The sequence below is a fragment of the Actinomadura decatromicini genome (assembly GCF_008121305.1).
Classification (GTDB): domain Bacteria; phylum Actinomycetota; class Actinomycetes; order Streptosporangiales; family Streptosporangiaceae; genus Spirillospora; species Spirillospora syzygii.
Genome location: NZ_VSRQ01000001.1, coordinates 1,054,117 through 1,077,084, shown reverse-complemented (window position 1 = coordinate 1,077,084; position 22,968 = coordinate 1,054,117). Strand labels below are relative to the sequence as shown.

The window sequence follows — 22,968 nt, the reverse complement described above, 5'->3', positions numbered from 1 at the left end:
TCATCCCGGAGTAGAGGGAGCAGTTTCGTGGCGAGCGTGCCCAGCGTGTCGTACTCCATCACCGTCCGGCTGGAGGTCCCGGCGGGCGGCCGTGCCGTCAGCCAGATCACCCACGTCGTGGAGAACGCGGGCGGCATCGTGACCGCGCTCGACGTCAACACCGCCGGGCACGAGACGCTGCGCATCGACGTCACGATCGCGACCCGCGACACCCAGCACGCCGAGTCGATCGCGGCGGCGCTGGAGGGCATCGACGCCGTCAAGATCCACAAGGTCAGCGACCGGACGTTCCTGATGCACCTCGGCGGCAAGATCGAGATGCAGTCGAAGGTGCCGCTGCGCAACCGCGACGAGCTGTCCATGGCCTACACGCCGGGCGTCGCGCGGGTGTCGCTCGCCATCGCCCGCAACCCCGAGGACGTCCGGCGGCTGACGATCAAGCGCAACAGCGTCGCCGTCGTCACCGACGGGTCGGCCGTGCTCGGCCTCGGCAACATCGGCCCGGAGGCCGCGCTGCCGGTGATGGAGGGCAAGGCCGCGCTGTTCAAGCGGTTCGCCGGGATCGACGCCTGGCCCATCTGCCTCGACACCCAGGACACCGACGAGATCGTCCGGACGGTGCAGATCCTCGCGCCCGCGTTCGGCGGCATCAACCTTGAGGACATCTCCGCCCCGCGCTGCTTCGAGGTCGAGGCGCGGCTGCGCGAGCTGCTCGACATCCCGGTGTTCCACGACGACCAGCACGGCACGGCGATCTGCGTGCTCGCCGCGCTGACCAACGCGCTCCGCGTCGTCGGCAAGGACATCGGCGCCGTCCGGATCACGATGGCGGGCGCGGGCGCGGCGGGCAGCGCGATCCTGAAGCTGCTGATCCACGCGGGCGCCCGCGACCTGGTCGTGTGCGACTACCGGGGCGCCGTCCACAAGGGCCGCGACGACCTCGACGACTCGCTCCGCTGGATCGCCGAGCACACCAACGCGTCCGGCTACGCGGGCGACCTGCGCGGCGCGGTGAAGGACGCCGACGTGTTCGTCGGCGTGTCCGCGCCCGGCATCCTGAACGGCGACGACATCGCGACGATGAACGACGACGCGATCGTGTTCGCGCTCGCCAACCCCGAGCCCGAGGTGTCGCCGGACGAGGCCCGCGAGCACGCCGCCGTCGTCGCGACCGGCCGCAGCGACTACCCGAACCAGATCAACAACGTGCTGGCGTTCCCGGGCGTCTTCCGCGGGCTGCTGGACGCGCAGGCCGACGGCGTCACCCTGGAGATGCTCGCCGCGGCGGCCACGGCGCTGGCCGAGGTCGTCACGCCGGACGAGCTGGGGCCGAACTACATCGTCCCGAGCGTCTTCCACCCGGACGTGGCCACCCGCGTCGCGGGCGCCGTCCGCGAGGCCGCGGGCGGCCGCCCCCGCACCGAGGCGTGACCCCGCGCGGGCGTGACCCGCGCTGAGACGGCGTGACCCGCACTGAGCTGGACCCGCACTGAGCATGGACCCGCTGAGGCGTGACCCGCGCGAGCCTGAGCCGCGCGGGTCCCTGCTCATCCCGGTCAGTTCTTCTTGGCGAACATCTGGTCGCGGCGGCGCGGCCAGATGCCGCCGTACCAGAAGATGATCGCGCCGGTGAGGATGATGCCGACGCCGGTCGCGGCCCGGGCCCAGAGCATGGTGTCCGGGCCGGTGTGCGGGAGGCTGGCCGGCGGCGGAGTCCTGGTCTTGGACGGCGCGGGCGACGTCCCCGCCTTCTTGCAGTTCGCCTTGAGCGTCCGGGCCTCGATGCGCTTGTTCGCCCAGTTGACCGTGACGCGGGTGGCGCGGTCCTCGCGGAGCTTGACGGCGATCGTCCGGGTGGCCTTCGGGCGGAGCTCGCCGGGGATCGCGGCGGTGTCGTCGTTCTTCTCGATCCCGAAGTCCTCGTTCTGGGTGCCGGTGTTCCGGACGGTGACGTTCACCGTCCGCGCTGGGCAGGACACTGTCCCGATGGAGGCCGACACCGGCCGCGCCGGATCGCCGGTCGGCGTCCCCGACGGCTTCGGCGTCGTCGCGGTCGGCGAGGTGGTCGCGGACGCGGACGGCTCCGAGTCCGGCGACACCGCTCGGACCAGGGCCGGAATCGCGATCAGAGCTCCGATCACGAAGAACACGGCGGCGATGACGACCCTGGGCAACTGCATCGCTGTCCTCCCCGGCCCGTAGTTAACACGGGTGGCAGATGATCCTAGATCATTCTTAACCTAGGTTCTCGTGGTGCCGATATCCCCATCGATAGGAATGCGTAACAGGCTAACGAGCGGGGGGACGTGCCGCCGGAGGTCCGCGCAACGCATGATGGAACCCATGGAAGACGGCATCAGGGTCGGGCTGCTGCTGGTGGCGACCCCCCAGCTGGAGGATCCGAACTTCAGGCGCAGTGTCGTCCTGCTGGTCGAGCACGACATCGACGGCGGCACGCTCGGGGTCGTCCTCAACCGGCCGACCGAGATCCCGGTCGACCGCGTCCTGCCGCCGTGGGCGGAGCTCGTCACCGGGCCCGCGGTGGTCTTCCAGGGCGGCCCGGTCGCGCTGGAGAACGCGCTCGCCCTGGCCCGCCTCCCGGGAGAGGACGAGCCGCTCGGCTGGCGCGCGCTGGACGGCGGCGCCGAGGTCGCGCGGGTGGGCCTCGTCGACCTGGAGGCACCGCCGGCCCTGCTCGCGGCGGAGCTGCTTCAGCTGCGCGTGTTCGCCGGATACGCGGGCTGGTCGGCCGGGCAGCTGCGCTCCGAGATCGAGGACGGCTCCTGGTACCTGGTCCCGGCCGAGGCGGGCGACGTCTTCGCGGGCGACCCGGCGCGGCTCTGGCAGCACGTCCTGCGCAGGCAGGGCGGCGACCTGGCGTTCGTCTCCACTTTCCCCGAGGACCCGACGCTGAACTAAGGTGAGCGACGTGAGTACGAAGATCCTGCCCGACGGCGACACCCAGACAGATGTGCGGCCGGACCTCTCGCACGGTGACGGGGACCACGAGCGGTTCGCGCACTACGTGAAGAAGGCGAAGATCACCGAGAGCGCCGTGTCCGGCACGCCGGTGATCGCGCTGTGCGGCAAGGTCTGGGTGCCGAACCGGGACCCGAAGAAGTTCCCCGTCTGCCCGGAGTGCAAGGAGATCTACGAATCCATGCAGCCGGGCCGCGAGGGCGACGAGTGACCTGATCCGGGCTGACCTGATCCGGGCTGACCTGATCTGGGGCTGACCTGATCGGACCGGCCGCCGCTCGGCGGCCGGCGTTCCGCGCCGGGCGGGGGGCCCGGCGCGCACAATTTCACGGGGGATGAATTGCGGCGGCTCGCCGGGATTTCGTTGTGCGCACTGTTGGTTACGGTGTGTGGCGCATCAGGCGCGATGGGTGACAGGACGCGGGTCAGGGCCGTTCCGGCCGCCGCGCGGGGCGACGGGTGCGATCGGGCGGGCACGGCCCGCCGGGCCCGGCCGGGGGACCGGGCCGATCTCGGCGGCGAGCAGTCCGCCGCGCTGCTCGGCGATCTGCGGCGGACGCTCCTCGGCCGGTTCGGGACGTCCGACGAGCAGCGGCTCGACATGGCGCTGCGCAGGGCCCGGCTGGTCGTGCCGGTGCGGTTCCACGTCGTCCACAGCGGGAGCAGGGGGCGGGTGCCCGCGTCGGTCGTCCGGCGCCAGGTCTCCACGCTGAACGCCGCCTACGGGGGACGCAGGGGCGGCGCCGACACCGGCGTCCGGTTCCGCCTGGCGAGCGCCGACTGGACGAACGACTCCGACTGGTTCAGCGACCCGCAGGAGTACGAAGGGTCGATGAAGAAGCGGCTCCGGAGGGGCGGGCGCGGCACCCTCAACGTCTACACCGCCGCCGTGGGAACGGACGTGCTCGGCTTCTCCACGTTCCCGCAGTGGTACCGCGAGCACCCGAGGCTCGACGGCGTCGTCATCGACTACCGCGCGCTGCCGAAGAACGCGGGCGGGCCGTTCGACCGGGGGTACACGGCCGTCCACGAGATCGGGCACTGGCTCGGCCTGCTGCACACGTTCCAGGGCGGCTGCGTCCCGCCGGGGGACGGGGTGGCCGACACACCGTACGAGGCCGACCCGGCGGAAGGATGCCCGACTTACCGCGACACGTGCCCGCAGCGCGGCCGCGACCCGGTGCACAACTTCATGGACTACGGCCACGACACCTGCATGCGCGAGTTCACCGCAGGTCAGGGCCGCCGGATCCGCGCCGCGTGGGCGGCGTACCGGTCCGGGCGGCGCGGCCACCGGCACGCCGATCCGGCCGCGCGGCGGACCGGCCGCGGTGTGGATCTCGGCACACGTGCGCCCGGAGCGGCCCGATCTGTCGGCGGGTCTCGGTAGCCTTCGATGACCGTGAGCACCTTCGCAGCGTCGAGCATGCCTCCCGCCTTCCCCGAGCGGGCCGCCTGGGGGACGGCGTCGTCCCTGCGCGCCTGGCAGCAGCAGGCGCTGGAGGCATACTTCGGGAGGGACGGGCAGCAGCCCGGCCCGCGAGACTTCCTCACGGTCGCGACGCCGGGCGCCGGGAAGACGACGTTCGCGCTCCGGCTCGCCCGCGAGCTGATGGAGCGCCGCGTCGTCTCGGCGATCACGATCGTGTGCCCGACAGAGCACCTGAAGCGGCAGTGGGCCGAGTCGGCGGCCCGCGTCGGCATCAAGATCAACCCGGAGTACCAGAACGGCGACGGGCCGGTCGGCAAGGACTTCCACGGCATTGCCGTCACCTACGCGACGGTGGCGGCGCGGCCGGCGCTGCACCGCAACCGCACCGAGTCCCGCAAGTCGCTGGTCATCTTCGACGAGGTGCACCACGCGGGCGACGGGCTGTCCTGGGGCGACGCCGTCCGGGAGGCGTTCGAGCCCGCGACGCGGCGGCTCGGGCTGTCCGGCACGCCGTTCCGCACCGACATCAACCCGATCCCGTTCGTCCAGTACGACGAGGGGCCGGACGGCGTCCGCCGCAGCCGCGCCGACTACACCTACGGCTACGGCCCGGCGCTCGCGGACGGCGTCGTCCGGCCGGTGATCTTCCTGGCGTACGCGGGCGAGATGCGCTGGCGCACCCGCGCCGGGGACGAGATCACCGCGACCCTCGGCGAGCCCCTCACCCAGGACCAGACCGCCCAGGCGTGGCGTGCCGCGCTCGACCCGAAGGGCGACTGGATCGGGCAGGTGCTCGCCGCCGCCGACCGCCGCCTCACCGAGCTGCGCCGCGTCATCCCGGACGCGGGCGGCCTCGTCATCGCCACCGACCACGAGACCGCCCGCGCCTACGCCAAGATGCTGCGCGGCGTCACCGGGCAGGGCGCGACGGTCGTGCTGTCGGACGACCCGTCCGCGTCCAAGAAGATCAAGGCGTTCGGCGAGACCGACGACCGGTGGATGGTCGCCGTCCGGATGGTGTCGGAGGGCGTCGACATCCCGCGGCTGTGCGTCGGCGTGTACGCGACGTCCACCAGCACGCCGCTGTTCTTCGCGCAGGCCATCGGGCGCTTCGTCCGCGCCCGCAAGCGCGGCGAGACGGCCTCGGTGTTCCTGCCGTCGGTGCCGACGCTGATGGGGCACGCCGCCGAGATGGAGACCGAGCGCGACCACGTGCTCGACCGTCCCGTCCGCGAGGACGGCCTCGACGACGACCTGCTCGCCGAGGCCAACCGGCAGCAGGACACCCCCGACGCGGTGGGGGAGGAGCTGCCGTTCGAGACGGTCGAGGCGTCCGCGACGTTCGACCGCGTCCTCTACGACGGCGGCGAGTTCGGCATGCACGCCCAGCCCGGCTCGGCCGAGGAGGAGGAGTACCTCGGCATCCCCGGCCTGCTGGAGCCCGAGCAGGTGTCGGCGCTGCTGCGCAAGCGGCAGGCCGACCAGCTCGCCAACGAGCGGCGCCGCAAGACCGGCGACCCCCGCGAGGACCGCGCCGACCGCACCGCCGCCGAAGACCTGGCGGCCCTGCGCCGTGAGCTGAACGGCCTGGTCAACGCCTGGAACCACCGCACCGGGCAGCCGCAGGGCGTCATCTACAACGAACTGCAGCGCACCTGCGGCGGCCCGCCGGTCGCCCAGGCCAGCGCCGCCGACATCCGCAAACGCATCGCGAAGATCCGAGACTGGGCCGCCAAACGCCGCCACTAGAGGCTCATGTGTCGACCCCTCTCAGCGCGGCCTTGACCGTCACCAGGGCGCGGTCGGGTGGTCGGCCTCACAGACCCAGGAGACCCCTTCCGCCCACGGGCGGTTGTCATCGTGGGGCCGTTCCCCGCACTCGACCACCCCGCCCCAGAGGTCCGGGCCGTCCGGGGCCCGGAGACGCCCGGCCACGACGTCGGCGGTGTACCCGTGCCCGCGCAGCAGCCCGCCAGTCCGCCGAGGTGCACAGCCCCGCGCGGGTCGGGCCGTGACGCTTCTTTGAGCGTTGCCCGCCGGTCGCTCGTCGTCGGAGCGCCGACGCCGAACGGTTGGTGCGCGGCCTAGAAGAACTCGTCGGTGGGGAGGACGCTTTCGAGTGGCGTGGGAATGGGCAGGTCTTCGCCGAAGGCGACCGAGGCGCTGTGGGTGTATTCGTTGCCTCGCGGCTCGGAGAAGATCGTGGCCTTTCCCTCCAGCCGGTCGATCAACAGGTACAGCGGGATGTCGGCGGCGGCGTACCCCTGGCGCTTGGGCCCCCGGTCGCGTTCTGCCCCCTTGCGGTCTCCCCGCCGACCGGAGGTGACTTCCACGACCATGACCACGCCGTCAGGCTTGCTGTGCCAGTCGCGCCCAGCGAATGTCCCCTTGGGGGCGGCGATCCCGTCGGGTACGTACTCTCCCTCGGGGCTGATCAGCGTCAGATTGCTGTGCAACCGTAGGTCATGCGTGTCGCGCAGCCAGTCGTAAATCGCCACGACGATGGTCTCGTGCTGCCCGTCGGGGGTCGGCGACACGATGATCTCTCCATCTATGAGTTCGGCCCGGAAGCCGGGCATCACTTCGAGCGCGGCGAACGCCTCGCGCAGGTCTTCACGGACGAACGACGGCTCTTCAGGCATGGCCCCGTCCGGCATCGCCGTCATCGGAGTTCTCCTCGTGGGTTCGACGGTGGTGGCGTCGTATTCCCCAACCTAGCAGCGGCATCGTGGCGTGAGAGGCCGGAGAATTCCCCTCGGCGGAGGCTAGGCGCGCAGGTGCCCGGGGGCGAGGTCGAGGGCGGTGAGGATGCGGTCGACGGTCTCCTCGGGGGTGCCGGTCACGGGGAGGACGAGGACGTTCTCGTCCGGGGTCGGGCGTTCGAGGGCGGCGAACTGGCTGTCGAGCAGGGCGACGTCGAAGAAGTGGCCCTCGCGGGAGCGCATCCGGGCGGCGATCGTGTCGCGGTCGCCGTCCAGCATGACCGTCCGGACGCCGGGGCGGCCGTCCGCCAGCAGTTCCCGGTACCGGCGCTTGAGCGCCGAGCAGCTCACGACGCCGGGACGGCCGGTGGCGAGCCGGTCGTCGATCCAGGCGGCGATGGCGCGCAGCCAGGGGAGCCGGTCGGCGTCGGTGAGGGGGCGCCCGGAGCGCATCTTCTCGATGGCGGCCTCGGTGTGGAAGACGTCGGCCTCGGCGTAGTCCCAGCCGAGGCGCTCGGCGAGGATGGCGCCGACCGTGGTCTTCCCGCTTCCGGCGACTCCCGCGACGATGATGACTTTGGGGGGCGTCATCGCGGGTCAGGAGGCCACTACGGGGGCGCCGGAGAGGGTGACGCCCTCGTCCGCCAGTTCCTCCAGGGCGCGGTCGACGGTGGGCTTGGCGACACCGGCGGTGAGGTCGAGCAGGACGGTGGTCCGCAGCCCCGCGCGGGCGGCGTCCACGGCGGTCGCGCGGACGCAGTGGTCGGTGGCGATGCCCGCGATGTCGACGGCGTCCACGCCGCGGGCGGCGAGCCAGTCGGCGAGCGGCTGCTCGTCGTCGGAGACGCCCTCGAAGCCGCTGTAGGCGGCGGACTCGCGGCCCTTGCTGAACACGGCCTCGATGGGCGCGAGTGCGAGGTTCGGGTGGAAGTCGGCGCCCGGCGTCCCGATCACGCAGTGCGGCGGCCAGGTGTCGGCGAAGTCGGGCGCGGCGGAGAAGTGGTCGCCCGGGTCGAGGTGGAAGTCGCGGGTCGCGACGATGTGCGCGTAGTCGGACCGGTGCCCGGCGACGTGCCCGGAGATCGCGGTGGCGACGTCCGCGCCGCCCGCGACGGCGAGCGAGCCGCCCTCGCAGAAATCGTTCTGGACGTCAACGATGATCAGCGCCTTCTTGCCCATGACCGCTCCCCGGAAGATGAAAAGAGGGCTCACTGGGGACCGTACCCCAGCGACGCGGATTCCTCCGTGAAGGGCGCGACCCCCGGTGCCGGTTCAATGGTGCCGGTTCAGCGGCGCCGGTTCAGTGGCGCGGGCCGCCGTCGACGAACTCGGTCGGGACGGCGGGCTCGCCCTTGGACAGCTGCGTCGCCGTCGGCGGCAGCTCCGCGACGGCGCGGGCGTGGCGCTCCCTGGCCGCGCGGAGCGGCTCGCGGCCGACGACCTCGCCGTCCCGGACGAGCGGCACCTGGAGGACGCGGTCGCGCGGCCCGGCCCCCGGCTCGCCGGTGGAGACCGTCTCGGCGTAGGCGGTGCCGTGCCCGTCCACCCGCCGGACGGCGGTCTTGCGCCCGCCCCGGCTCGGCTTGCCGGTGGACCGCTTCGCGACCGGGCGCATGGGGGCGTCGTCCGCGGGGCCGTCCGCGCGGGCGACGAGCTTGTAGACGAGCGACGCGGTCGGCGCGCCCGAGCCGGTGACCAGGGACGTCCCGACCCCGTACCCGTCGACGGGCGCGGCGGCGAGGGCGGCGATGCCGTACTCGTCCAGGTCGCCGGTCACGACGATGCGGGTGTCGCGGGCGCCGAGCGAGTCGAGCTGGTCGCGGACGCGCCGCGCCACCACGCCGAGGTCGCCGCTGTCGATCCGGACGGCCCCGAGCGAGGGCCCCGCCAGCTCCACCGCCGTCCGGACGGCCCGCTCGACGTCGTAGGTGTCGACCAGCAGCGTCGTGCTCGCGCCGAGCGAGGCGAGCTGCGCCTCAAAGGCGTGCCGCTCGCTGTCGTGCAGGAGGGTGAACGCGTGCGCGCTCGTCCCCGCGGTAGGGACGCCGTACAGCCGTCCCGCCGCGAGGTTGGACGTGGTCGCGAACCCCGCGACGTAGGCGGCCCGGGCGGCGGCGACGGCGGCGCGCTCGTGCGTGCGCCGCGACCCCATCTCGATGATCGGCCGCCCCTGCGCGGCCCGCACCATCCGGGACGCGGCCGACGCGATCGCGCAGTCGTGGTTCAGGATCGACAGGGCGAGCGTCTCCAGCAGGACGGCCTCGCCGAACGTCCCCTCCACCACCAGGATCGGCGAGTCCGGGAAATAGCAATCGCCCTCGGCGTAGCCCCAGACGTCGCCGGTGAAGCGATACTTCTCCAGCCAGCGCGCGGTCGGCTCGTCGACGATGCCGTTCGCGGACAGGTACTCCAGCTCGTCCGGGTCGAACCGGAAAGCGTCGAGGGCGTCGAGGAGGCGTCCCGTCCCGGCGACGACGCCGTACCGGCGCCCGGCGGGCAGGCTGCGCGCGAACACCTCGAAGACGGCGCGGCGGTCGGCCGTCCCGCTGCGCAGCGCCGCCTGGAGCATGGTCAGCTCGTACCTGTCCGTCAGCAGGGCGGTGCCGTCACCAAGGTCCACAAGTGGAACCCTAAGGCCCACTGTGGGCACCATGGTCGGGCAGGCCGCCGCACCCGGGGGAGCGCGCATAGCATCGGGTGCGGTGGGCGGACCGACCTGACGGAGAGAGGGGGCACGCGGAATGAGCGCCATGAGCGCGCGCGTAACGGCCGTCGCTGGCACGGCGACCGCGATGGGCACGGCGCCGGCGCCCGTCGAACTGGAGCGGCCGGGCGCCGAGGAGGACGTGAGCGCCGACCGTCCCTGGCTGGCCATCGTCTGGAACGACCCGATCAACCTGATGTCGTACGTCACATACGTGTTCCAGGCCGTGTTCGGGTACGCGAAGCCCAAGGCCGAGAAGCTGATGCTCGACGTCCACCACAAGGGCCGGGCGGTCGTCGCGAACGGCACCCGCGAGGAGATGGAGCGCGATGTCGAGATCCTGCACTCCTACGGCCTGTGGGCGACCGTGAGGCGGGACGACTAGCCGTGAGCAACGTGAAGCGGACCCGGCAGGGCATCAGGGTCCGGCTGGAGACCGAGGAGGTCGCGCTCCTGCGCGCCCTCATGGAGCAGCTCCTCGCCCTGCTCGGCGACGCCCCCGGCGCGGACGACGAGCTGGCCTCCATGGGCATCTCGCAGAACGCCGTCAAGCCGGACGACCCGGTCCTCGCGCGGCTGTTCCCGGACGCCTACCGCGACGACGGCAAGGCCGCCGAGGAGTTCCGCCGCTACACCGAGATGGGGCTGCGGGACGGCAAGCGCGAAGCGGCCGGGACGGTGCTCGCCTCCCTGGAGGGGAAGGGCGAGATCGTCCTGGACGAGGAGCGCGCCCAGGCGTGGCTGCGGGCGCTGAACGACGTCCGGCTGGCGCTCGGCACCCGGCTCGACATCACCGAGGAGTGGTACGAGGAGGCCGAGCGGATGACCGCGGACGACCCGCGCGCCCCCATGTTCGCCGCCTACGACTGGCTGACGCTGCTCCAGGAACAGCTGGTCCGCGCCCTCTGGTGAGCCGCCCCCGAGTCCGGCGGTGAGCCGCCCGGCGTCGGCCCGCGGGCGGCCCGCCGGGTAGCCTTCGGGGCATGCTGACGATCGAACGTGCCCTCGTCGACAAGATCATCGCGCACGCCCGCGCGGACCACCCGGACGAGGCATGCGGAATCGTGGCCGGCCCCCAGGGCTCGGACCGCCCGACCCGGTTCATCCCGATGACCAACGCCGAGCGCTCGCCCACCTACCACCGGTTCGACGACCAGGAGTGGTACTGGGTCGACCGGGAGATGGACGACAACGACGAGGAGCCGATCGTCCACTACCACTCCCACACCTCGACCGAGGCGTACCCGTCCCGGACGGACCTCGACTACCTCCGGTCGTCGCTGGCCGACCCGCGCATCCACCGGGTGCTCGTCTCCACCCGCGCCCCGGACGAGGTCGAGTTCCGCTCCTACCTCCTCGTCGACGGCGAGATCGTCGAGGAGGAGGTGGAGATCGTCGAGTCGTACGCCTGACGGCGGCGGGGACGGCCGGGCCGCGCCCGGTAAACTGGGCGGCATGTGGACAACCGGGCGGCTGACGTGCGGCGTACGGCGCCGCGCCGGGTCAGCGCCCGTGCCACCCGTGCAGAGCTTCCTGTTCGGGCACTCGCGCGCCGAGGTCGTCTACGACTGTCGCTGACGCGCCGCCGGCTCCGCCCGACACCACGCCCGAGACCACGCCTGGACCAGGGCCGGGGGACGCCGGATCAAGCCCCGAGGCAAGCCCTGGAATCATCCCGCCACCCGCCCGGTTGTGTGCAGGGGGCGGGCCAGCCCCGTACGACGTAGAAGGAGATCACCGCGATGGCGATCGAGGTCCGGATCCCGACGATCCTGCGCAACCTGACCGACGGCGCGAAGGCCGTCGAGGGCAAGGGCGGCACGCTCGACGAGCTGTTCGCCGACCTGGACACCCGGCACGCCGGGCTCCGCGACCGGCTCGTGGACGACAAGGGCCTGCGCAAGTTCGTCAACGTCTACCTCAACGACGAGGACGTCCGCTTCCTCGGCGGCCTGGAGACGGCGGTCGCCGACGGCGACAGCGTCACCATCCTGCCCGCCGTGGCCGGCGGCTGAGCCGGTCTGGACGCCCCCGCATGCGCTTCGACTCGCTGCTGGACTCGCTCGGCCGCACGCCGCTCGTCGGCCTCCCCCGGCTGTCGCCGGGCGGGGACGTCCGGCTCTGGGCCAAGCTGGAGGACCGCAACCCCACCGGCTCGGTGAAGGACCGCCCCGCCTTCTTCATGATCGAGAAGGCGGAGAAGGAGGGCCTGCTCACCCCCGGCTGCACGATCCTGGAGCCGACGTCCGGCAACACGGGCATCTCCCTCGCCATGGTCGCCAAGCTGCGCGGCTACGAGATGGTGTGCGTGATGCCGGAGAACACCTCCGCCGAACGCCGCCAGCTTCTGGAGATGTGGGGCGCGCGGATCATCTTCTCCCCGGCCGCGGGCGGCTCCAACGAGGCCGTCCGGGTGGCGAAGGGGCTGGCGGCGGAGAACCCCGAGTGGGTGATGCTCTACCAGTACGGCAACGAGGCCAACGCCCTCGCGCACTACGAGACGACCGGCCCGGAGATCCTCGACGACCTGCCGACCGTGACGCACTTCGTCGCCGGGCTCGGCACGACGGGCACGCTGATGGGCGTCGGCCGGTTCCTGCGCGAGCGGGTGCCGGACGTGAAGATCGTCGCGGCCGAGCCCCGGTACGGCGACCTCGTGTACGGGCTGCGCAACATCGACGAGGGCTTCATCCCCGAGCTGTACGACGACTCCGTGCTGACCACGCGCTTCTCGGTGACGTCCGGGGACGCGCTGCGCCGCACCCGCGAGCTGCTGGAGCAGGAGGGCATCTTCGCCGGGATCTCCACCGGCGGCGCCCTGCACGCGGCGATCGGGATGGCGAACAAGGCGGTCAAGGCGGGCGAGCGCGCCGACATCGTGTTCGTCGTCGCGGACGGCGGCTGGAAGTACCTGTCCACCGGCGCCTACGGCGGGACGCTCGAAGAGGCCGAGGCCCGTCTCGAAGGGCAGCTCTGGGCCTGACCCGTCCGGCTGTCGCACCCTCGGGGTAGAGTGCGTTCTCGAACGTAGTTCTAGAACTGTTCCGGGGGTGCGCGGAGATGACCGGGTTCGGCGACGCCACGGCCGTCGAGCGGGTCGAGGACGGCCGGTACAAGGCCGACCTCGGCGGCGGCTTCGCCATCGGCGAGGCGCTCAACGGCGGCTACCTGATGGCCGTCCTCGCCCGCGCCGCCATGGACGCGTCGCCGCACGCGCACCCCGTCTCGACCGCCGCGAACTTCCACCGCGTCGCGAAGGCGGGCCCCGCGCAGGTGGTCGTCGAGCCGCGCAAGGAGGGCAGGACGGCCGCGTCCGCGCTGGTCACGCTCGTCCAGGACGACCGTCCCACGGTGGACGCGCTGATCGTCACCGGCACGCTCGACGCCGCCGCCGAGCCCGGCTACGCGGGCGACCGGCCGACCGGCCTGCCGCCCCTGGACGACTGCACCGAGTACCTCCCGCCCAACGGCTCCCGCGGCTTCGCCGACCAGGTCGACATGCGGTTCGACCGGACGACGATGGGCTGGTTGGACGGGCGGCCGAGCGGCCGTCCCGAGGTCCGCGCCTGGTTCCGGCTCCGCGGCGGCCACGAGCCGGACGCCTGCTCCCTCGCCCTCGCCGTGGACGCCCTGCCGCCCGTCGCGCTGAACCTCGGCGCCCAGGGCTGGGCCCCGACCGTCGAGCTGACCTGGCACATGCGGGCCGTCCCCGCGCCCGGCTGGCTCGCCCTCCACGGCACCGGGCGGCTCCTCGCGGACGGCTGGTTCGACGAGGAGGTCGAGGTCTGGGACTCGGCCGGACGCCTCGTCGCGCAGAGCAGGCAGCTCGCCCGCGTCCCGCGCGCCTGACTCGTCCCCAGCGCCCGACCGTGTCCTTCGCGCCTGACCCTGTCCTTCGCGCCTGACCTCGTCCCGCGCGCCGGACCGAGCCTCACCCGTCCCCGATCCGGAGCGTCCCTCCGCCGAGGCGGGGCGCCGCACGCGCGTGACGGTGTGATGTCGAACGCATGACGCGCCCGTGCACGGCCGTGTCGCCTAGCCTTGTGCACCATGCCGCACGCATCCCGATCGCATTACCCGCCGCTGACCGGCGTCGTCTCGAATGTCGCGGGAGAGCGGGTCACACTGGTGTCAAGCGCCGCCCTGAACAAGGCTCTGAACGCCTGATTCCTCGGGGGACACAAAGGAGGAGTGAGCGTGCGGGTCACCGTGATCGGCTGTTCCGGCAGTTTTCCGGGGCCGGACAGCCCCGCGTCGAGTTACCTGATCGAGGCCGAAGGCTACGCGCTCGTCCTCGATCTGGGCAACGGCGCGCTCGGTTCCCTGCAGCGCTTCCGCTCGCTCTACGAGATCGACGCCGTGTGCATCTCCCACCTGCACGCCGATCACTGCATGGACCTGTGCGGCTACTGGGTGGCCCGCACCTATCGGCCGAACGGCCCGGCGCCGCGCATCCCCGTCCACGGCCCCGAGGGCACCGACCGCCGGATGGCGCGGGCGTACGACCTCGACCCGGAGCCCGGCATGTCCGGGGCCTTCGACTTCCGGACGCTGCGCCGCGGCCCCTACGAGATCGGCCCGTTCCGGGTGACGACCGCGCTGATGCCGCACCCTGTCGAGGCGTACGCCTTCCGCATCGAGTACGGCGGCCGGACGCTCGCCTACTCGGGCGACACCGGCGCCTCCGAGACGCTGATCGAGCTGGCCCGCGACGCCGACCTGTTCCTCTGCGAGGCGTCCTTCCTGGAAGGCCCCGGTCTCCCGCCGGGCCTGCACCTGACCGGCCGCGAGGCCGGCGAGCACGCCGCCCGCGCCGGCGCGGGACGCCTCGTCCTCACGCATCTCGTGCCGTGGAACGATGCCGACGTGTCGCTCAAGGAGGCCAGGGACAGCGGCTACGACGGACCCATCGACCTCGCCGAGGTGGGGGCCCGGTACACCCTGTGAACCCCGCTAGGGTGGAGCGCATGCCCCGTCCCGATGATCGCGCCAATGACCAGCTCCGTACCGTCCGGATCCAGCGCGGATGGCTCGACCACGCGGAGGGGTCGGTGCTCGTCGAGTTCGGCGCGACGCGGGTCCTGTGCGCCGCCTCCGTCCAGGAGTCGGTGCCGCGCTGGCGGCGCGACAGCGGGCTCGGCTGGGTCACCGCCGAGTACGCGATGCTGCCCCGCGCGACCAACACCCGCAACGACCGCGAGTCGGTCCGGGGCCGGATCGGCGGCCGCACCCACGAGATCTCCCGGCTGATCGGACGCTCCGTCCGCGCCTGCGTCGACTTCAAGGCGCTGGGGGAGAACACCGTCCAGCTCGACTGCGACGTCCTCCAGGCCGACGGCGGCACCCGCACCGCCGCGATCACCGGCGCCTACGTCGCGCTCGCCGACGCCGTGTCCTGGATGCGCGGCCGCAAGCTGCTCCGCGGCAACCCGCTGATCACGTCCGTGGCCGCGGTCAGCGTCGGCGTCGTGGAGGGCGAGCCCCGCCTCGACCTCTGCTACGAGGAGGACGGCGCCGCCAACACCGACATGAACGTCGTCTGCACCGGCGACGGCCGGTTCGCCGAGGTGCAGGGCACCGCCGAGCGCGCCCCGTTCGACCGCTCCGAGCTGGACGCCCTGCTCGACCTCGCCGCCGCGGGCTGCGCCGAGCTGACCCGCCTCCAGAACGAGGCCCTCGCCCGATGACGCGGATCGTCCTCGCCACCCACAACAAGGGCAAGGTCGCCGAACTGCACCGCATCCTCGGCGCGCTGGACGTCGTCGGCCTCGACGAGTTCCCCGGCGCCCCCGACGTCGCCGAGACCGAGCTGACGTTCGAGGGCAACGCGCTGCTGAAGGCCCGCGCCGTCGCCGCGTTCACCGGCCTGCCCGCCGTCGCCGACGACTCCGGCCTCTGCGTGGACGCGCTGAACGGCATGCCGGGCGTCCTGTCCGCCCGCTGGTCGGGACGCTACGGCGCCGCCACCGGCGACCGCGACACCGCGAACCTGCGGCTCGTCCTCGACCAGCTCGCGGACGTCCCCGACGAGCTGCGCGGCGGGGCGTTCGTGTGCGCGGCCGTGCTGGTCGTCCCGGGCGGGGTGGAGCACTGCGTCGAGGGCCGCCTGCGCGGCACGGTGATCCGCGAGCCGCGCGGCACGGGCGGGTTCGGCTACGACCCGATCTTCGTCCCGGACGGCGGCACGCGCACCACCGCCGAGCTCTCCGCCGAGGAGAAGGACGCTGTCAGCCACCGCGGCCGGGCCTTCCGCGCCCTGGCCGAGCTGATCCCCCAGGCGCTCAACTAGCAATTCTGAGCTAGCACTTCACGTGCAGGCGGACGAACGTGCCGTCCCAGCCCGCGCGGAGCTCCATCAGGTCGACGAGGAGCCGGACGGTCCACAGCCCGAAGCCGCGCTGGAGGGCGGAGTCGGGCGGGATGAACCCGGTCAGCGGGCTCGGGCCGGGACGCCAGAAGCCGTTGTCGCCGACCTCGGCGATCAGGCTGGAGCCGTCGCGCCACAGCCACAGCCCGATCGGGGGCGTGCCGTGCTGGAGGGCGTTCGCGGCGACCTCGTTGACGGCCGTGACGAGGTTGCGCGCGGGCTGCCCGGCGAGCCCGTTCCGGCGGGCCCGCTCGCCCACGAACGACCGGAGCCTGTGCAGGTCGTCGCCGTCGATCGGGAGGTAGTCGGCGCCGCGCGGACGGTCGAAGCGGACCCGCCGGTCGCACCCCGACCCGAACGTCTCGGGGTCGATGTACTCCTCGCTGGGAGCGCTGTCGCCGCCCGCGAGCAGCAGCGGGTGGGTGCGGCGCGCCTCCGCGACGACCCGGGGCGGCAGGGCCTCGGTGTCGTAGGGGCACAGCGCGCGGGCCCCGGAGTTCTCGAACACGACGTTGATGAGGGACTCGTAGCGGACCCATTCGAGGGTCTGGCGCTCGTCCCAGCCGTCCCAGACCGGCTCGGCGAGGGCGCGGACGGTGCGCGGCTCGCTCTTCTTCACGATCGCCTGGTAGTCGCGCAGGGTGTGGACGGGATGCCGGTAGAACTCGGCCGAGTCGCGGTACAGGATCGGCGTGCCCGCCGTGCCGAGCACGTCGCGCAGCGCGGACAGGTTCGGCTCGCGGGCGACGGCGACCACGGCCTCGTCGCGCTCAAGACCGGCTTTCAGGAACGGGACGGTCACGGCGAGGAACTCGTCGACGTCGCGGTACAGGAAGGCCCTGTGCTCCAGGCTCATCGGGCTCCGCCTCTCCGAGGGACCTCCCGCGAGGTTCCCGGAGCGGGCCCCCGGAAACCCGCGCTTCGCCGCCGTCACCGGGAGGTCTCCTCTCCACCCGTCGTTCGTTCGGCGCCGCGGGTGAGGCCGGGGAGGCGGTGCCAGCCGACCATCTCGATGACGTGCTCCACGTTCGGCGTGAGGTTGTCGAGCACCAGCGGCTCGCCCGCGGGCAGCGCGACGGCGTGCTGCGCCAGCAGGTTGAGGCCGCCGAGGTCGATGAAGCCGAGCCGGGACAGGTCGAGGTGGAGGCCGCCGCGCGGCACGCCGGAGCGGCGGGTGCTCACCTGGACGAGCTGCTCGGCGAACACCGTGTGCCGCGCGGCGTCCAACTCGCCCTCGACCCGCAGGCCGTCGGGTTGGAACGTGCGCACTATCTTCAGGATCCCGTCGTCGAATTCGGGGTTCACTTCCACGAGGACCTCGTGTGCGTCGCGGAGGGCGGTGAGCTCGTCGCGCCGGCAAGCGCGGCGGTCGATCTGGCAGATCGCCATCGCCATCGTGCTCGGGGACACGGCGTCGCCGACCCGGTGCTCACAACCCAGCACCGGGCCGAGATCGGAGCGCCCCGGCTCGTTCACCAGCCAGCTGTAGTCGGTGGTGATGCGCACGGCCCGGAAGCCCTGCCCGAACGCCGCGTCGACCTCGCGGGCGAGCGTGTCGAGCATCATCGCGGGTTCGAAGGTGCCGTGCCGGTCGAGGCAGGCGTCCCGCCGCGAGATGACCCGCAGCTGGCCGGACCTGCCGTGCGCGTGGACGTCCACCAAGTGCCGCGGGCCGAGGCCGGGGAGGCGGTCGGCGGGGGCGTCGGTGACGTAGACGACCTTCTCGTTCGTCGCCAGCCCTTCCCGGACGAAGGGCCCGATGACGCTGTCACGCTCTTCGGCGCCGCTGTAGGCCAGCCAGGCGTGGTCGCCCGGACGCACTTGGCTGACGGGACGCTTGGCGAACCAGGGTGTCTCCATGGCCTGTCCATCGAGGTCGGTGATTTGTTCAGCGTACGCCGTGACCCGGTTTTTGGAAGCCCAACGCACGGAGTTCCTCACGCTCTGTTCACCCCTCCGCTCACCCCTTCGCACCGGGTTCGGGCAGGGCAAGCCGCAGGCGGACGACGCTGCCGCCGTCGCCCGTCCGGATCTGGACGATCGAGCACAGCAGCCGGACGGCCCACAGCCCGAACCGCCCGCCGGACGCGGGGCCGCCCGGACGCGGCGGGATCAGCCCGTAGCCGCTGCCGGACGCCCACCGCCCGCCGTCGCTGACCTCGCAGACCAGGGCGGGGACGCCGTCCGGCGCATCCGTCCACATCCGCAGGACGATCGGCGGCTCGCCGTGCCGCCACGCGTTGGTGACGACCTCGGTGACGGCGACGAGGAGGCGTTGCAGGTCGTCCTCGGGCAGGGGCGTCGACCGCGCGTAGTCGGTGACGTAGGCGCGCAGCCAGAACAGGTCGGGGCGTTCGAGCTTCAGCGTGTCCGCGCCGGCGGGCGGGCGGGGCAGCGGCTCGGCGTCGCACTGCGCCGAGTACGCCCACGGGTCGACGAAACCGGGGTTCGGGACGGCCCGCGCGCCGCGCACCGTCTCGGGATGCGTCCGGCGGGCGGCCGCGACGACGCCCGCGGGCAGCGACGCCTCGTACGGGCAGAGCAGCGCGGCGCCGGTGCCGCGGAACGCGACGTTGAGGACGGCCTCCACCCGCTGCCACTCGACGACCTCGAGCCGCGACCGCCGCGCCCACACCGGATCGCCGAGGACGCGGAGGCGGCGGCCCCGCCAGGCGGTGTCGTCGGCGTCGCTGAGGCAGTCGGCGAGCGTCCGGGACGGGTGCCCGTACCAGGTCGCGGCGTCGGTGAACTCGATGCTCTCGGCCGCGGGGCCGAGAGCGTCCCGTAACAGGGACTCGCGGTCGGGGCGGCACACGGCGAGCACGCGGTCGCCCACGTCGACCCCGTCGAGGAGGAACGGGACGGCGCCCGCGAGGAGTTGGCCGGGGCCGTCGTAAGGGAGCACGCGGTGCGTGAAGGAGTCGCTAGCGGCGGTCCCCGCCGGGCTTGTGGTCATGGAGTCACCGACTGGGTGGCGGACGGACCCGTCAAGCCTAGGCCGCCCGGGCGCGCCCTGCCGAGGGCGTGCTGCAAATGCAGTGGCAAGATTGCCGGAGGTCGTGTCCGCAATCGCAGAGAGGGGCGTCCCATACGGGGACGGGCTTCGCGTGGGACGGCCGGACACGGCCGTCCGGGCCGGATAACGGCACCACGCCAGCGGATCATGGCGATAGGCTGAACAAGTTCCCACGCGGGAGTAGGGCGGGCGTGGCGAAATCAGGTATACGCGGCAGGTTTAGGTCCTGTTGGTGGCGACACCGTGGGGGTTCGAATCCCCCCGCCCGCACCGGCCGGGACACCGGAACGGCCCGCGCGCCACGCGCGGGCCGCCTTTATGTGCACGCTCAAACGCGCAGACCCGCGGCGCGCCCGAATCCCGGACGCGCCCGCGCGGGCGTGTCCGATCAGAGGCCGAGCTCGCGGCGGAGGCGCTCGACGTGGCCGGTGGCCTTCACGTTGTAGTACGGCTTCTCGATCTTCCCGTCGGCGTCCACCAGGAACGTCGAGCGGATCACGCCGACGACCGTCCGGCCGTAGAGCTTCTTCTCGCCGTAGGCGCCGTAGGCGCGCAGGACCTCGGCGTCCGGGTCGGAGAGCAGCGGGAACGTCAGGCCCTCCTTCTCGCGGAACTTCGCGAGCTTGGCGGGCTTGTCCGGGGAGATGCCGACGACGGCGACCCCGGCGGCCTCCAGGTCGCCGAGGCTGCCCTGGAAGTCGACGGCCTCCTTGGTGCAGCCGGGCGTCAGGGCCGCCGGGTAGAAGTAGAGGATCACGCGCTTCCCGCGCAGGGACGCCAGCGACACCGGGGAGGCGTCGGCGTCGGGAAGCTCGAAATCGGGGGCGACGTCGCCCGGCTGCAGCCGCTCGGACACCCTGACCCGCCTTTCGTTCGAATGGTTGGTCCAACGGTACCCGCGGCCGGGGTGCGGCGGACGTCCGGGGCCCGGACCTGCCACACTGTTCGGACCATGCTTCGCAGCTCATGGTTCCGCCCGACCGCCCGACACGATTAAGGACACGGCATGGCTGACAGGTCCCGCGACCCGGAGGAGCTGGAGCGGGAGATCGAGCGCACCCGCCGGGAGCTCGCCCGCACGATCGACGAGCTGGCCGACCGGGTCAACCCGAAGAACGTGGCGCACCGGGGCGCCGAGCGGTTGAAGGAGGAGGCGGGCCAGGTCGCGAAGGCCGCCCGCGCGCTGGTGCGTCCGGCCGAGGGCGCGGTGGACGACTACCGCGACGACGCGGAAGGCGGGATCGACAAGCGGCTGCTGCTGGTGGGCGTCGGGGCCGCCGTCACCGTGACCGCCCTGGTCCTCTGGGGCCGTAGGCGCAGACGGCGCTGAAGCCCGTCCCGGAGGCGCCGGCCCGCGATCCGCGGTCGGCGCTTCGGCGTTTTCGGCCCGACTGGTCCAGGGCGGAGCGTCTTAGGGCGGAGCGTCTTAGGGCGGAGCGTCGTGAGGCGGAGCGTCGTGAGGCGGCGGGCGGGCGGACGGTGCGGCGCAGGAGTTCGGCGACCTTCCGCAGCTCGGCGAGCTCGGCCCGGCACGGCGGGCAGCCGCGCAGGTGCGCCGCCAGCTCGGCCGCCTCCGCCCCCGGCAGCCGGCCGAGCGCGTAGCCGCCGAGGCCGAGGCGGTACTCCCCGCAGTCCGTTCGTCCCACGTCCTGGAATACGGGCGCGGCGCCGGGCGCGTTCAGTCAGCGGGAGCCGAGGTCGGGCGGGCTCACCGTGAAGCGGGCCTCGACGGCCGCGCGGACGATCTGCGTCGCGGGCTCCAGGTCGATCGGCTCGGGCTCGTCGGAGGCGGCGGCGCCGGGCGCGCCGCCGTACGCGGCGGCCAGCGTGACGGGCCCGCCGCCCTGGTCGCGGCCGAGGCCCTCGTCCGACAGCTCGACCAGGCCGACGAGCTCGCTGCCGAGCGCGTCGGCGTAGCGGCGGGCCCGCTCGACCGCCTCGTGCGCGGCCTGCCGCGCCGCCTCCCGGTACACCCCGCTGTCGCGGCGCAGGTCCCACTGCGGGCCGTCGACGAACGTGCGCTCCAGGTCGCCGAGCCGGGCGACCAGCTCGCCGAGCACGCCGAAGTCGCTGACCGTGATCTTGATCCAGACGGTGCCGCGGTAGGCGCGGACGTCCCCCTCGCGCCGCCGGTACTTGAGCACCGGCGTGATCGACAGCCCGCCCGTCTCCAGCCTCTCCACGGCCTCGCCGTAGGACTTCACCAGGTCGAGGCACCGCTGGTTGCGCTCGGTGAGCCGGTCGAGGGCCGCCCGCCGGTCGGACTCCTGCGACTGGACGTGCACCGACAGCCGCGCGATCTCCGGCTCGGCCTCCAGCACCGCCTCGCCGCGAACACTGATCAGGGGCGCGTCGCTCATACCCCCAACCTAAGCCCAGGCGCACGGGTCGTGCGGCCGGAGGGCGGCCACGCCCGGAGGCCGCACGACCCGCCGAGCCGGTCGACCGGAGCGCCACGCACAGACCCGCACGGTCACATCAACCGCAAGAGTGGCGTGAGGATCGACCGGCTCGCCGGGGGTCGAAGGGGGTCGCCCCCCTTCATAGAAACGTCTTCCCTTCGCCCCTGTAGGTGGGGACGGTCCTGACGACACGGTCGCCGTCGATCAGGTGGAGGGCGTCGAAGCGCTCGCAGAGCTCGCCCGCCTTGGTGTGCCGGAACCAGACGCGGTCGCCGACGGACAGCAGGTCGGCGGAGCGGCCGAGCAGCGGCGTCTGCACCTCGCCCGCGCCCTCGTTCGGGTCGTAGGACAGGCCGGTCGGCAGGTACGGCTGGGGCAGCCGCACGGCGTCCGCCGGGCCGGACGCCAGGTACCCGCCGCCGAGGCAGGTCGCGACGCCGGGCGCGGGACGGCGCGCGACGGGCAGCGCGAACAGCGCGGCGGGACGTCCGGCGAAGTTGGAGTACTGGTCGAACAGGTGCGGCTGGTAGAGCCCGGACCCGGCCGCGACCTCGGTGACGGCGCGCTCGGCGGCGGTCTTCTCGACGCTGCCGGTGCCGCCGCCGTTGACGAACTCCAGGTCGGTGAGCTCCCGCACGGCCCGGACGATCGCCGCCCGCCGCCGCGCCAGCTCGGTCCGCGACCGCTGCTGCATGGCGCGGATCACCCGGCCCCGGGCGGGCCGGCCCGGCGGGACGTCCCCGACCCCGGCGATCTGGGCCTCGTAGGCCATCAGCCCGACGAGGCGCAGCGGCGGCCGCTTGATGACCTGCTCGGCGAACGCCGCGACCTCGGCGGGGGTGCGCAGCGGGGAGCGCAGCGCGCCGATCCGGACCCGTCCGCCCAGGGGGCGGTACGAGGCGTCGACGTCGACGCAGACCCGGATGCGGCGGTCGCCCACCGCCGCCTCGATCAGGTCGAGGTGCTCGGGGCAGTCGACCATGAGCGTGACGGCGCGGGCGGCGGACGGGTCGGCGGCGAGCGCGGCGAGGGCCGTCCGGTCGGTGGTGGGGTAGGCGACGAGGATGTCGTCGCTGACGCCCTCCGCGGCGAGCCAGAGCGCCTCCGGGAGGGTGAAGGCCATGATCCCGGCGAAGCCGTCCATGGCGAGGACGTCCGCGAGGAGGGCGCGGCACCGCACCGACTTGCTCGCGACCCGGATCGGCTTCCCGGCGGCGCGGCGCACGAGACCGGCGGCGTTGGCGCGGAAGGCCGCCAGGTCGACGGCGGCGAACGGGGCCTCGATCCCGGCCGTCGCGGCGTCGTAGCGGTCCCGGAGGTTCATGCTCGTCACGGTGCCAGCCTAGCGGCAAATATGAAATCCTCT

At 73.0% G+C, this 22,968-nt stretch carries 28 protein-coding genes and 1 tRNA gene; 17 read left to right on the top strand and 12 right to left on the bottom strand.

The genetic code is table 11. From position 1 onward, the window contains the following. Positions 1-27: 27 nt before the first annotated feature. The gene (locus FXF68_RS04280; RefSeq protein ID WP_148757562.1) at positions 28-1,431 is read left to right on the top strand and encodes an NAD-dependent malic enzyme; all 1,404 of its coding nucleotides are present in this window, start codon (positions 28-30) and stop codon (positions 1,429-1,431) included. Positions 1,432-1,556: 125 nt separating this feature from the next. On the opposite strand, the gene FXF68_RS04275 is transcribed toward FXF68_RS04280, so the two are convergent. After that, positions 1,557-1,979 (bottom strand): hypothetical protein, encoded by a 423-nt coding sequence (locus FXF68_RS04275; protein WP_148757561.1) that lies wholly within the window; start codon positions 1,977-1,979, stop codon positions 1,557-1,559. A gap of 7 nt (positions 1,980-1,986) precedes the next feature. Here FXF68_RS04275 and FXF68_RS04270 point away from each other — a divergent pair, with 7 nt between their 5' ends. The 5 genes from FXF68_RS04270 to FXF68_RS04250 all read left to right on the top strand — a co-directional run bounded on the left by FXF68_RS04270 (position 1,987) and on the right by FXF68_RS04250 (position 6,160). After that, the gene (locus FXF68_RS04270) at positions 1,987-2,202 is read left to right on the top strand and encodes a hypothetical protein (RefSeq protein ID WP_148757560.1); all 216 of its coding nucleotides are present in this window, start codon (positions 1,987-1,989) and stop codon (positions 2,200-2,202) included. A 141-nt stretch (positions 2,203-2,343) separates the two neighbouring features. Continuing rightward, positions 2,344-2,919, top strand: coding sequence for a YqgE/AlgH family protein (locus FXF68_RS04265; protein ID WP_148757559.1), 576 nt, complete (start codon positions 2,344-2,346; stop codon positions 2,917-2,919). 10 nt (positions 2,920-2,929) lie between these two features. Then, positions 2,930-3,190, top strand: coding sequence for a DUF3039 domain-containing protein (locus FXF68_RS04260; protein WP_174564937.1), 261 nt, complete (start codon positions 2,930-2,932; stop codon positions 3,188-3,190). Between the two features lie 195 nt (positions 3,191-3,385). After that, positions 3,386-4,369 carry a zinc metalloprotease gene (locus FXF68_RS04255; RefSeq protein WP_148757558.1) on the top strand — a complete coding sequence of 328 codons (984 nt, stop codon included), beginning with the start codon at positions 3,386-3,388 and terminating at the stop codon, positions 4,367-4,369. A gap of 36 nt (positions 4,370-4,405) precedes the next feature. Continuing rightward, positions 4,406-6,160, top strand: a complete 1,755-nt coding sequence (locus tag FXF68_RS04250; RefSeq protein ID WP_148758188.1) for a DEAD/DEAH box helicase — start codon at positions 4,406-4,408, stop codon at positions 6,158-6,160. A gap of 335 nt (positions 6,161-6,495) precedes the next feature. On the opposite strand, the gene FXF68_RS04245 is transcribed toward FXF68_RS04250, so the two are convergent. The 4 genes from FXF68_RS04245 to FXF68_RS04230 all read right to left on the bottom strand — a co-directional run bounded on the left by FXF68_RS04245 (position 6,496) and on the right by FXF68_RS04230 (position 9,766). Further along, entirely contained in the window at positions 6,496-7,077 is a 582-nt protein-coding gene (locus FXF68_RS04245) for a Uma2 family endonuclease (RefSeq protein ID WP_148757557.1), read from the bottom strand. A 99-nt stretch (positions 7,078-7,176) separates the two neighbouring features. Then, a complete protein-coding gene (locus FXF68_RS04240; protein ID WP_148757556.1) occupies positions 7,177-7,704 on the bottom strand; it encodes a gluconokinase in 528 nt (175 codons plus the stop codon). A gap of 6 nt (positions 7,705-7,710) precedes the next feature. Next, positions 7,711-8,292 (bottom strand): isochorismatase family protein, encoded by a 582-nt coding sequence (locus FXF68_RS04235; RefSeq protein WP_148757555.1) that lies wholly within the window; start codon positions 8,290-8,292, stop codon positions 7,711-7,713. 121 nt (positions 8,293-8,413) lie between these two features. Further along, the gene (locus FXF68_RS04230) at positions 8,414-9,766 is read right to left on the bottom strand and encodes a nicotinate phosphoribosyltransferase (RefSeq protein WP_148757554.1); all 1,353 of its coding nucleotides are present in this window, start codon (positions 9,764-9,766) and stop codon (positions 8,414-8,416) included. 139 nt (positions 9,767-9,905) lie between these two features. Between FXF68_RS04230 and clpS the strand changes: the two genes are divergently transcribed. The 9 genes from clpS to rdgB all read left to right on the top strand — a co-directional run bounded on the left by clpS (position 9,906) and on the right by rdgB (position 16,106). Continuing rightward, the gene (gene clpS, locus FXF68_RS04225) at positions 9,906-10,202 is read left to right on the top strand and encodes an ATP-dependent Clp protease adapter ClpS (protein ID WP_148758187.1); all 297 of its coding nucleotides are present in this window, start codon (positions 9,906-9,908) and stop codon (positions 10,200-10,202) included. A gap of 2 nt (positions 10,203-10,204) precedes the next feature. Further along, positions 10,205-10,729 carry a DUF2017 domain-containing protein gene (locus tag FXF68_RS04220; protein WP_148757553.1) on the top strand — a complete coding sequence of 175 codons (525 nt, stop codon included), beginning with the start codon at positions 10,205-10,207 and terminating at the stop codon, positions 10,727-10,729. Between the two features lie 71 nt (positions 10,730-10,800). Next, complete coding sequence (locus tag FXF68_RS04215; protein ID WP_148757552.1) at positions 10,801-11,229, top strand: M67 family metallopeptidase; 429 nt, start codon at positions 10,801-10,803, stop codon at positions 11,227-11,229. A gap of 330 nt (positions 11,230-11,559) precedes the next feature. Further along, entirely contained in the window at positions 11,560-11,832 is a 273-nt protein-coding gene (locus FXF68_RS04210) for a MoaD/ThiS family protein (protein ID WP_067903054.1), read from the top strand. A 20-nt stretch (positions 11,833-11,852) separates the two neighbouring features. Further along, positions 11,853-12,800, top strand: a complete 948-nt coding sequence (locus FXF68_RS04205; protein ID WP_148757551.1) for a PLP-dependent cysteine synthase family protein — start codon at positions 11,853-11,855, stop codon at positions 12,798-12,800. A gap of 77 nt (positions 12,801-12,877) precedes the next feature. Then, positions 12,878-13,666 (top strand): thioesterase family protein, encoded by a 789-nt coding sequence (locus tag FXF68_RS04200; protein ID WP_148757550.1) that lies wholly within the window; start codon positions 12,878-12,880, stop codon positions 13,664-13,666. Positions 13,667-14,014: 348 nt separating this feature from the next. Next, the gene (locus tag FXF68_RS04195; RefSeq protein WP_148757549.1) at positions 14,015-14,764 is read left to right on the top strand and encodes an MBL fold metallo-hydrolase; all 750 of its coding nucleotides are present in this window, start codon (positions 14,015-14,017) and stop codon (positions 14,762-14,764) included. A gap of 20 nt (positions 14,765-14,784) precedes the next feature. Beyond that, positions 14,785-15,504, top strand: coding sequence for a ribonuclease PH (gene rph, locus FXF68_RS04190; RefSeq protein WP_148757548.1), 720 nt, complete (start codon positions 14,785-14,787; stop codon positions 15,502-15,504). Continuing rightward, on the top strand, positions 15,501-16,106 hold the full coding sequence (gene rdgB / locus FXF68_RS04185) for an RdgB/HAM1 family non-canonical purine NTP pyrophosphatase (protein WP_148757547.1): 606 nt from the start codon (positions 15,501-15,503) through the stop codon (positions 16,104-16,106). The genes rph and rdgB overlap by 4 nt, the downstream gene beginning before the upstream one ends. Before the next feature lie 10 nt (positions 16,107-16,116). Here the strand turns inward: rdgB and FXF68_RS04180 are convergent, their stop codons facing one another. The 3 genes from FXF68_RS04180 to FXF68_RS04170 all read right to left on the bottom strand — a co-directional run bounded on the left by FXF68_RS04180 (position 16,117) and on the right by FXF68_RS04170 (position 19,140). Next, positions 16,117-17,040, bottom strand: coding sequence for a sensor histidine kinase (locus tag FXF68_RS04180; protein WP_148757546.1), 924 nt, complete (start codon positions 17,038-17,040; stop codon positions 16,117-16,119). 74 nt (positions 17,041-17,114) lie between these two features. Further along, positions 17,115-18,044: an MEDS domain-containing protein gene (locus FXF68_RS04175; RefSeq protein ID WP_148757545.1), complete on the bottom strand. Its 930-nt coding sequence runs from the start codon at positions 18,042-18,044 to the stop codon at positions 17,115-17,117. A gap of 100 nt (positions 18,045-18,144) precedes the next feature. Then, positions 18,145-19,140, bottom strand: coding sequence for a sensor histidine kinase (locus tag FXF68_RS04170; RefSeq protein ID WP_148757544.1), 996 nt, complete (start codon positions 19,138-19,140; stop codon positions 18,145-18,147). Between the two features lie 245 nt (positions 19,141-19,385). Between FXF68_RS04170 and FXF68_RS04165 the strand changes: the two genes are divergently transcribed. Continuing rightward, positions 19,386-19,470: transfer RNA gene (locus FXF68_RS04165), tRNA-Leu, on the top strand. A 118-nt stretch (positions 19,471-19,588) separates the two neighbouring features. On the opposite strand, the gene bcp is transcribed toward FXF68_RS04165, so the two are convergent. Continuing rightward, the gene (gene bcp / locus FXF68_RS04160) at positions 19,589-20,056 is read right to left on the bottom strand and encodes a thioredoxin-dependent thiol peroxidase (protein WP_148757543.1); all 468 of its coding nucleotides are present in this window, start codon (positions 20,054-20,056) and stop codon (positions 19,589-19,591) included. Positions 20,057-20,206: 150 nt separating this feature from the next. Between bcp and FXF68_RS04155 the strand changes: the two genes are divergently transcribed. Beyond that, positions 20,207-20,530: a DUF3618 domain-containing protein gene (locus FXF68_RS04155; protein ID WP_148757542.1), complete on the top strand. Its 324-nt coding sequence runs from the start codon at positions 20,207-20,209 to the stop codon at positions 20,528-20,530. Here FXF68_RS04155 and FXF68_RS44695 read toward each other — a convergent pair. The 3 genes from FXF68_RS44695 to FXF68_RS04140 form a co-directional block, all read right to left on the bottom strand. Continuing rightward, positions 20,481-20,846: a zf-HC2 domain-containing protein gene (locus FXF68_RS44695; protein ID WP_222869793.1), complete on the bottom strand. Its 366-nt coding sequence runs from the start codon at positions 20,844-20,846 to the stop codon at positions 20,481-20,483. The genes FXF68_RS04155 and FXF68_RS44695 overlap by 50 nt on opposite strands. A gap of 36 nt (positions 20,847-20,882) precedes the next feature. Then, positions 20,883-21,560: an SIMPL domain-containing protein gene (locus FXF68_RS04145; protein WP_148757541.1), complete on the bottom strand. Its 678-nt coding sequence runs from the start codon at positions 21,558-21,560 to the stop codon at positions 20,883-20,885. Between the two features lie 181 nt (positions 21,561-21,741). Next, complete coding sequence (locus FXF68_RS04140; RefSeq protein WP_148758186.1) at positions 21,742-22,926, bottom strand: amino acid deaminase/aldolase; 1,185 nt, start codon at positions 22,924-22,926, stop codon at positions 21,742-21,744. Positions 22,927-22,968 lie beyond the last annotated feature (42 nt).

Coding starts and splice junctions, on each gene's coding strand:
- rdgB (WP_148757547.1), top strand. CDS start 15,501: ATGACGCGGATCGTCCTCGCCACCCACAACAAGGGCAAGGTCGCCGAA.
- FXF68_RS04255 (WP_148757558.1), top strand. CDS start 3,386: ATGGGTGACAGGACGCGGGTCAGGGCCGTTCCGGCCGCCGCGCGGGGC.
- FXF68_RS04170 (WP_148757544.1), bottom strand. CDS start 19,140: ATGACCACAAGCCCGGCGGGGACCGCCGCTAGCGACTCCTTCACGCAC.
- FXF68_RS04215 (WP_148757552.1), top strand. CDS start 10,801: ATGCTGACGATCGAACGTGCCCTCGTCGACAAGATCATCGCGCACGCC.
- clpS (WP_148758187.1), top strand. CDS start 9,906: ATGGGCACGGCGCCGGCGCCCGTCGAACTGGAGCGGCCGGGCGCCGAG.
- FXF68_RS04140 (WP_148758186.1), bottom strand. CDS start 22,926: ATGAACCTCCGGGACCGCTACGACGCCGCGACGGCCGGGATCGAGGCC.
- FXF68_RS04175 (WP_148757545.1), bottom strand. CDS start 18,044: ATGGAGACACCCTGGTTCGCCAAGCGTCCCGTCAGCCAAGTGCGTCCG.
- FXF68_RS04265 (WP_148757559.1), top strand. CDS start 2,344: ATGGAAGACGGCATCAGGGTCGGGCTGCTGCTGGTGGCGACCCCCCAG.
- FXF68_RS04270 (WP_148757560.1), top strand. CDS start 1,987: ATGGAGGCCGACACCGGCCGCGCCGGATCGCCGGTCGGCGTCCCCGAC.
- FXF68_RS04230 (WP_148757554.1), bottom strand. CDS start 9,766: ATGGTGCCCACAGTGGGCCTTAGGGTTCCACTTGTGGACCTTGGTGAC.
- FXF68_RS04245 (WP_148757557.1), bottom strand. CDS start 7,077: ATGACGGCGATGCCGGACGGGGCCATGCCTGAAGAGCCGTCGTTCGTC.
- FXF68_RS04180 (WP_148757546.1), bottom strand. CDS start 17,040: ATGAGCCTGGAGCACAGGGCCTTCCTGTACCGCGACGTCGACGAGTTC.
- rph (WP_148757548.1), top strand. CDS start 14,785: ATGCCCCGTCCCGATGATCGCGCCAATGACCAGCTCCGTACCGTCCGG.
- FXF68_RS04145 (WP_148757541.1), bottom strand. CDS start 21,560: ATGAGCGACGCGCCCCTGATCAGTGTTCGCGGCGAGGCGGTGCTGGAG.
- FXF68_RS04155 (WP_148757542.1), top strand. CDS start 20,207: ATGGCTGACAGGTCCCGCGACCCGGAGGAGCTGGAGCGGGAGATCGAG.
- FXF68_RS04205 (WP_148757551.1), top strand. CDS start 11,853: ATGCGCTTCGACTCGCTGCTGGACTCGCTCGGCCGCACGCCGCTCGTC.
- FXF68_RS04240 (WP_148757556.1), bottom strand. CDS start 7,704: ATGACGCCCCCCAAAGTCATCATCGTCGCGGGAGTCGCCGGAAGCGGG.
- FXF68_RS04210 (WP_067903054.1), top strand. CDS start 11,560: ATGGCGATCGAGGTCCGGATCCCGACGATCCTGCGCAACCTGACCGAC.
- FXF68_RS04200 (WP_148757550.1), top strand. CDS start 12,878: ATGACCGGGTTCGGCGACGCCACGGCCGTCGAGCGGGTCGAGGACGGC.
- FXF68_RS04235 (WP_148757555.1), bottom strand. CDS start 8,292: ATGGGCAAGAAGGCGCTGATCATCGTTGACGTCCAGAACGATTTCTGC.
- FXF68_RS04250 (WP_148758188.1), top strand. CDS start 4,406: ATGCCTCCCGCCTTCCCCGAGCGGGCCGCCTGGGGGACGGCGTCGTCC.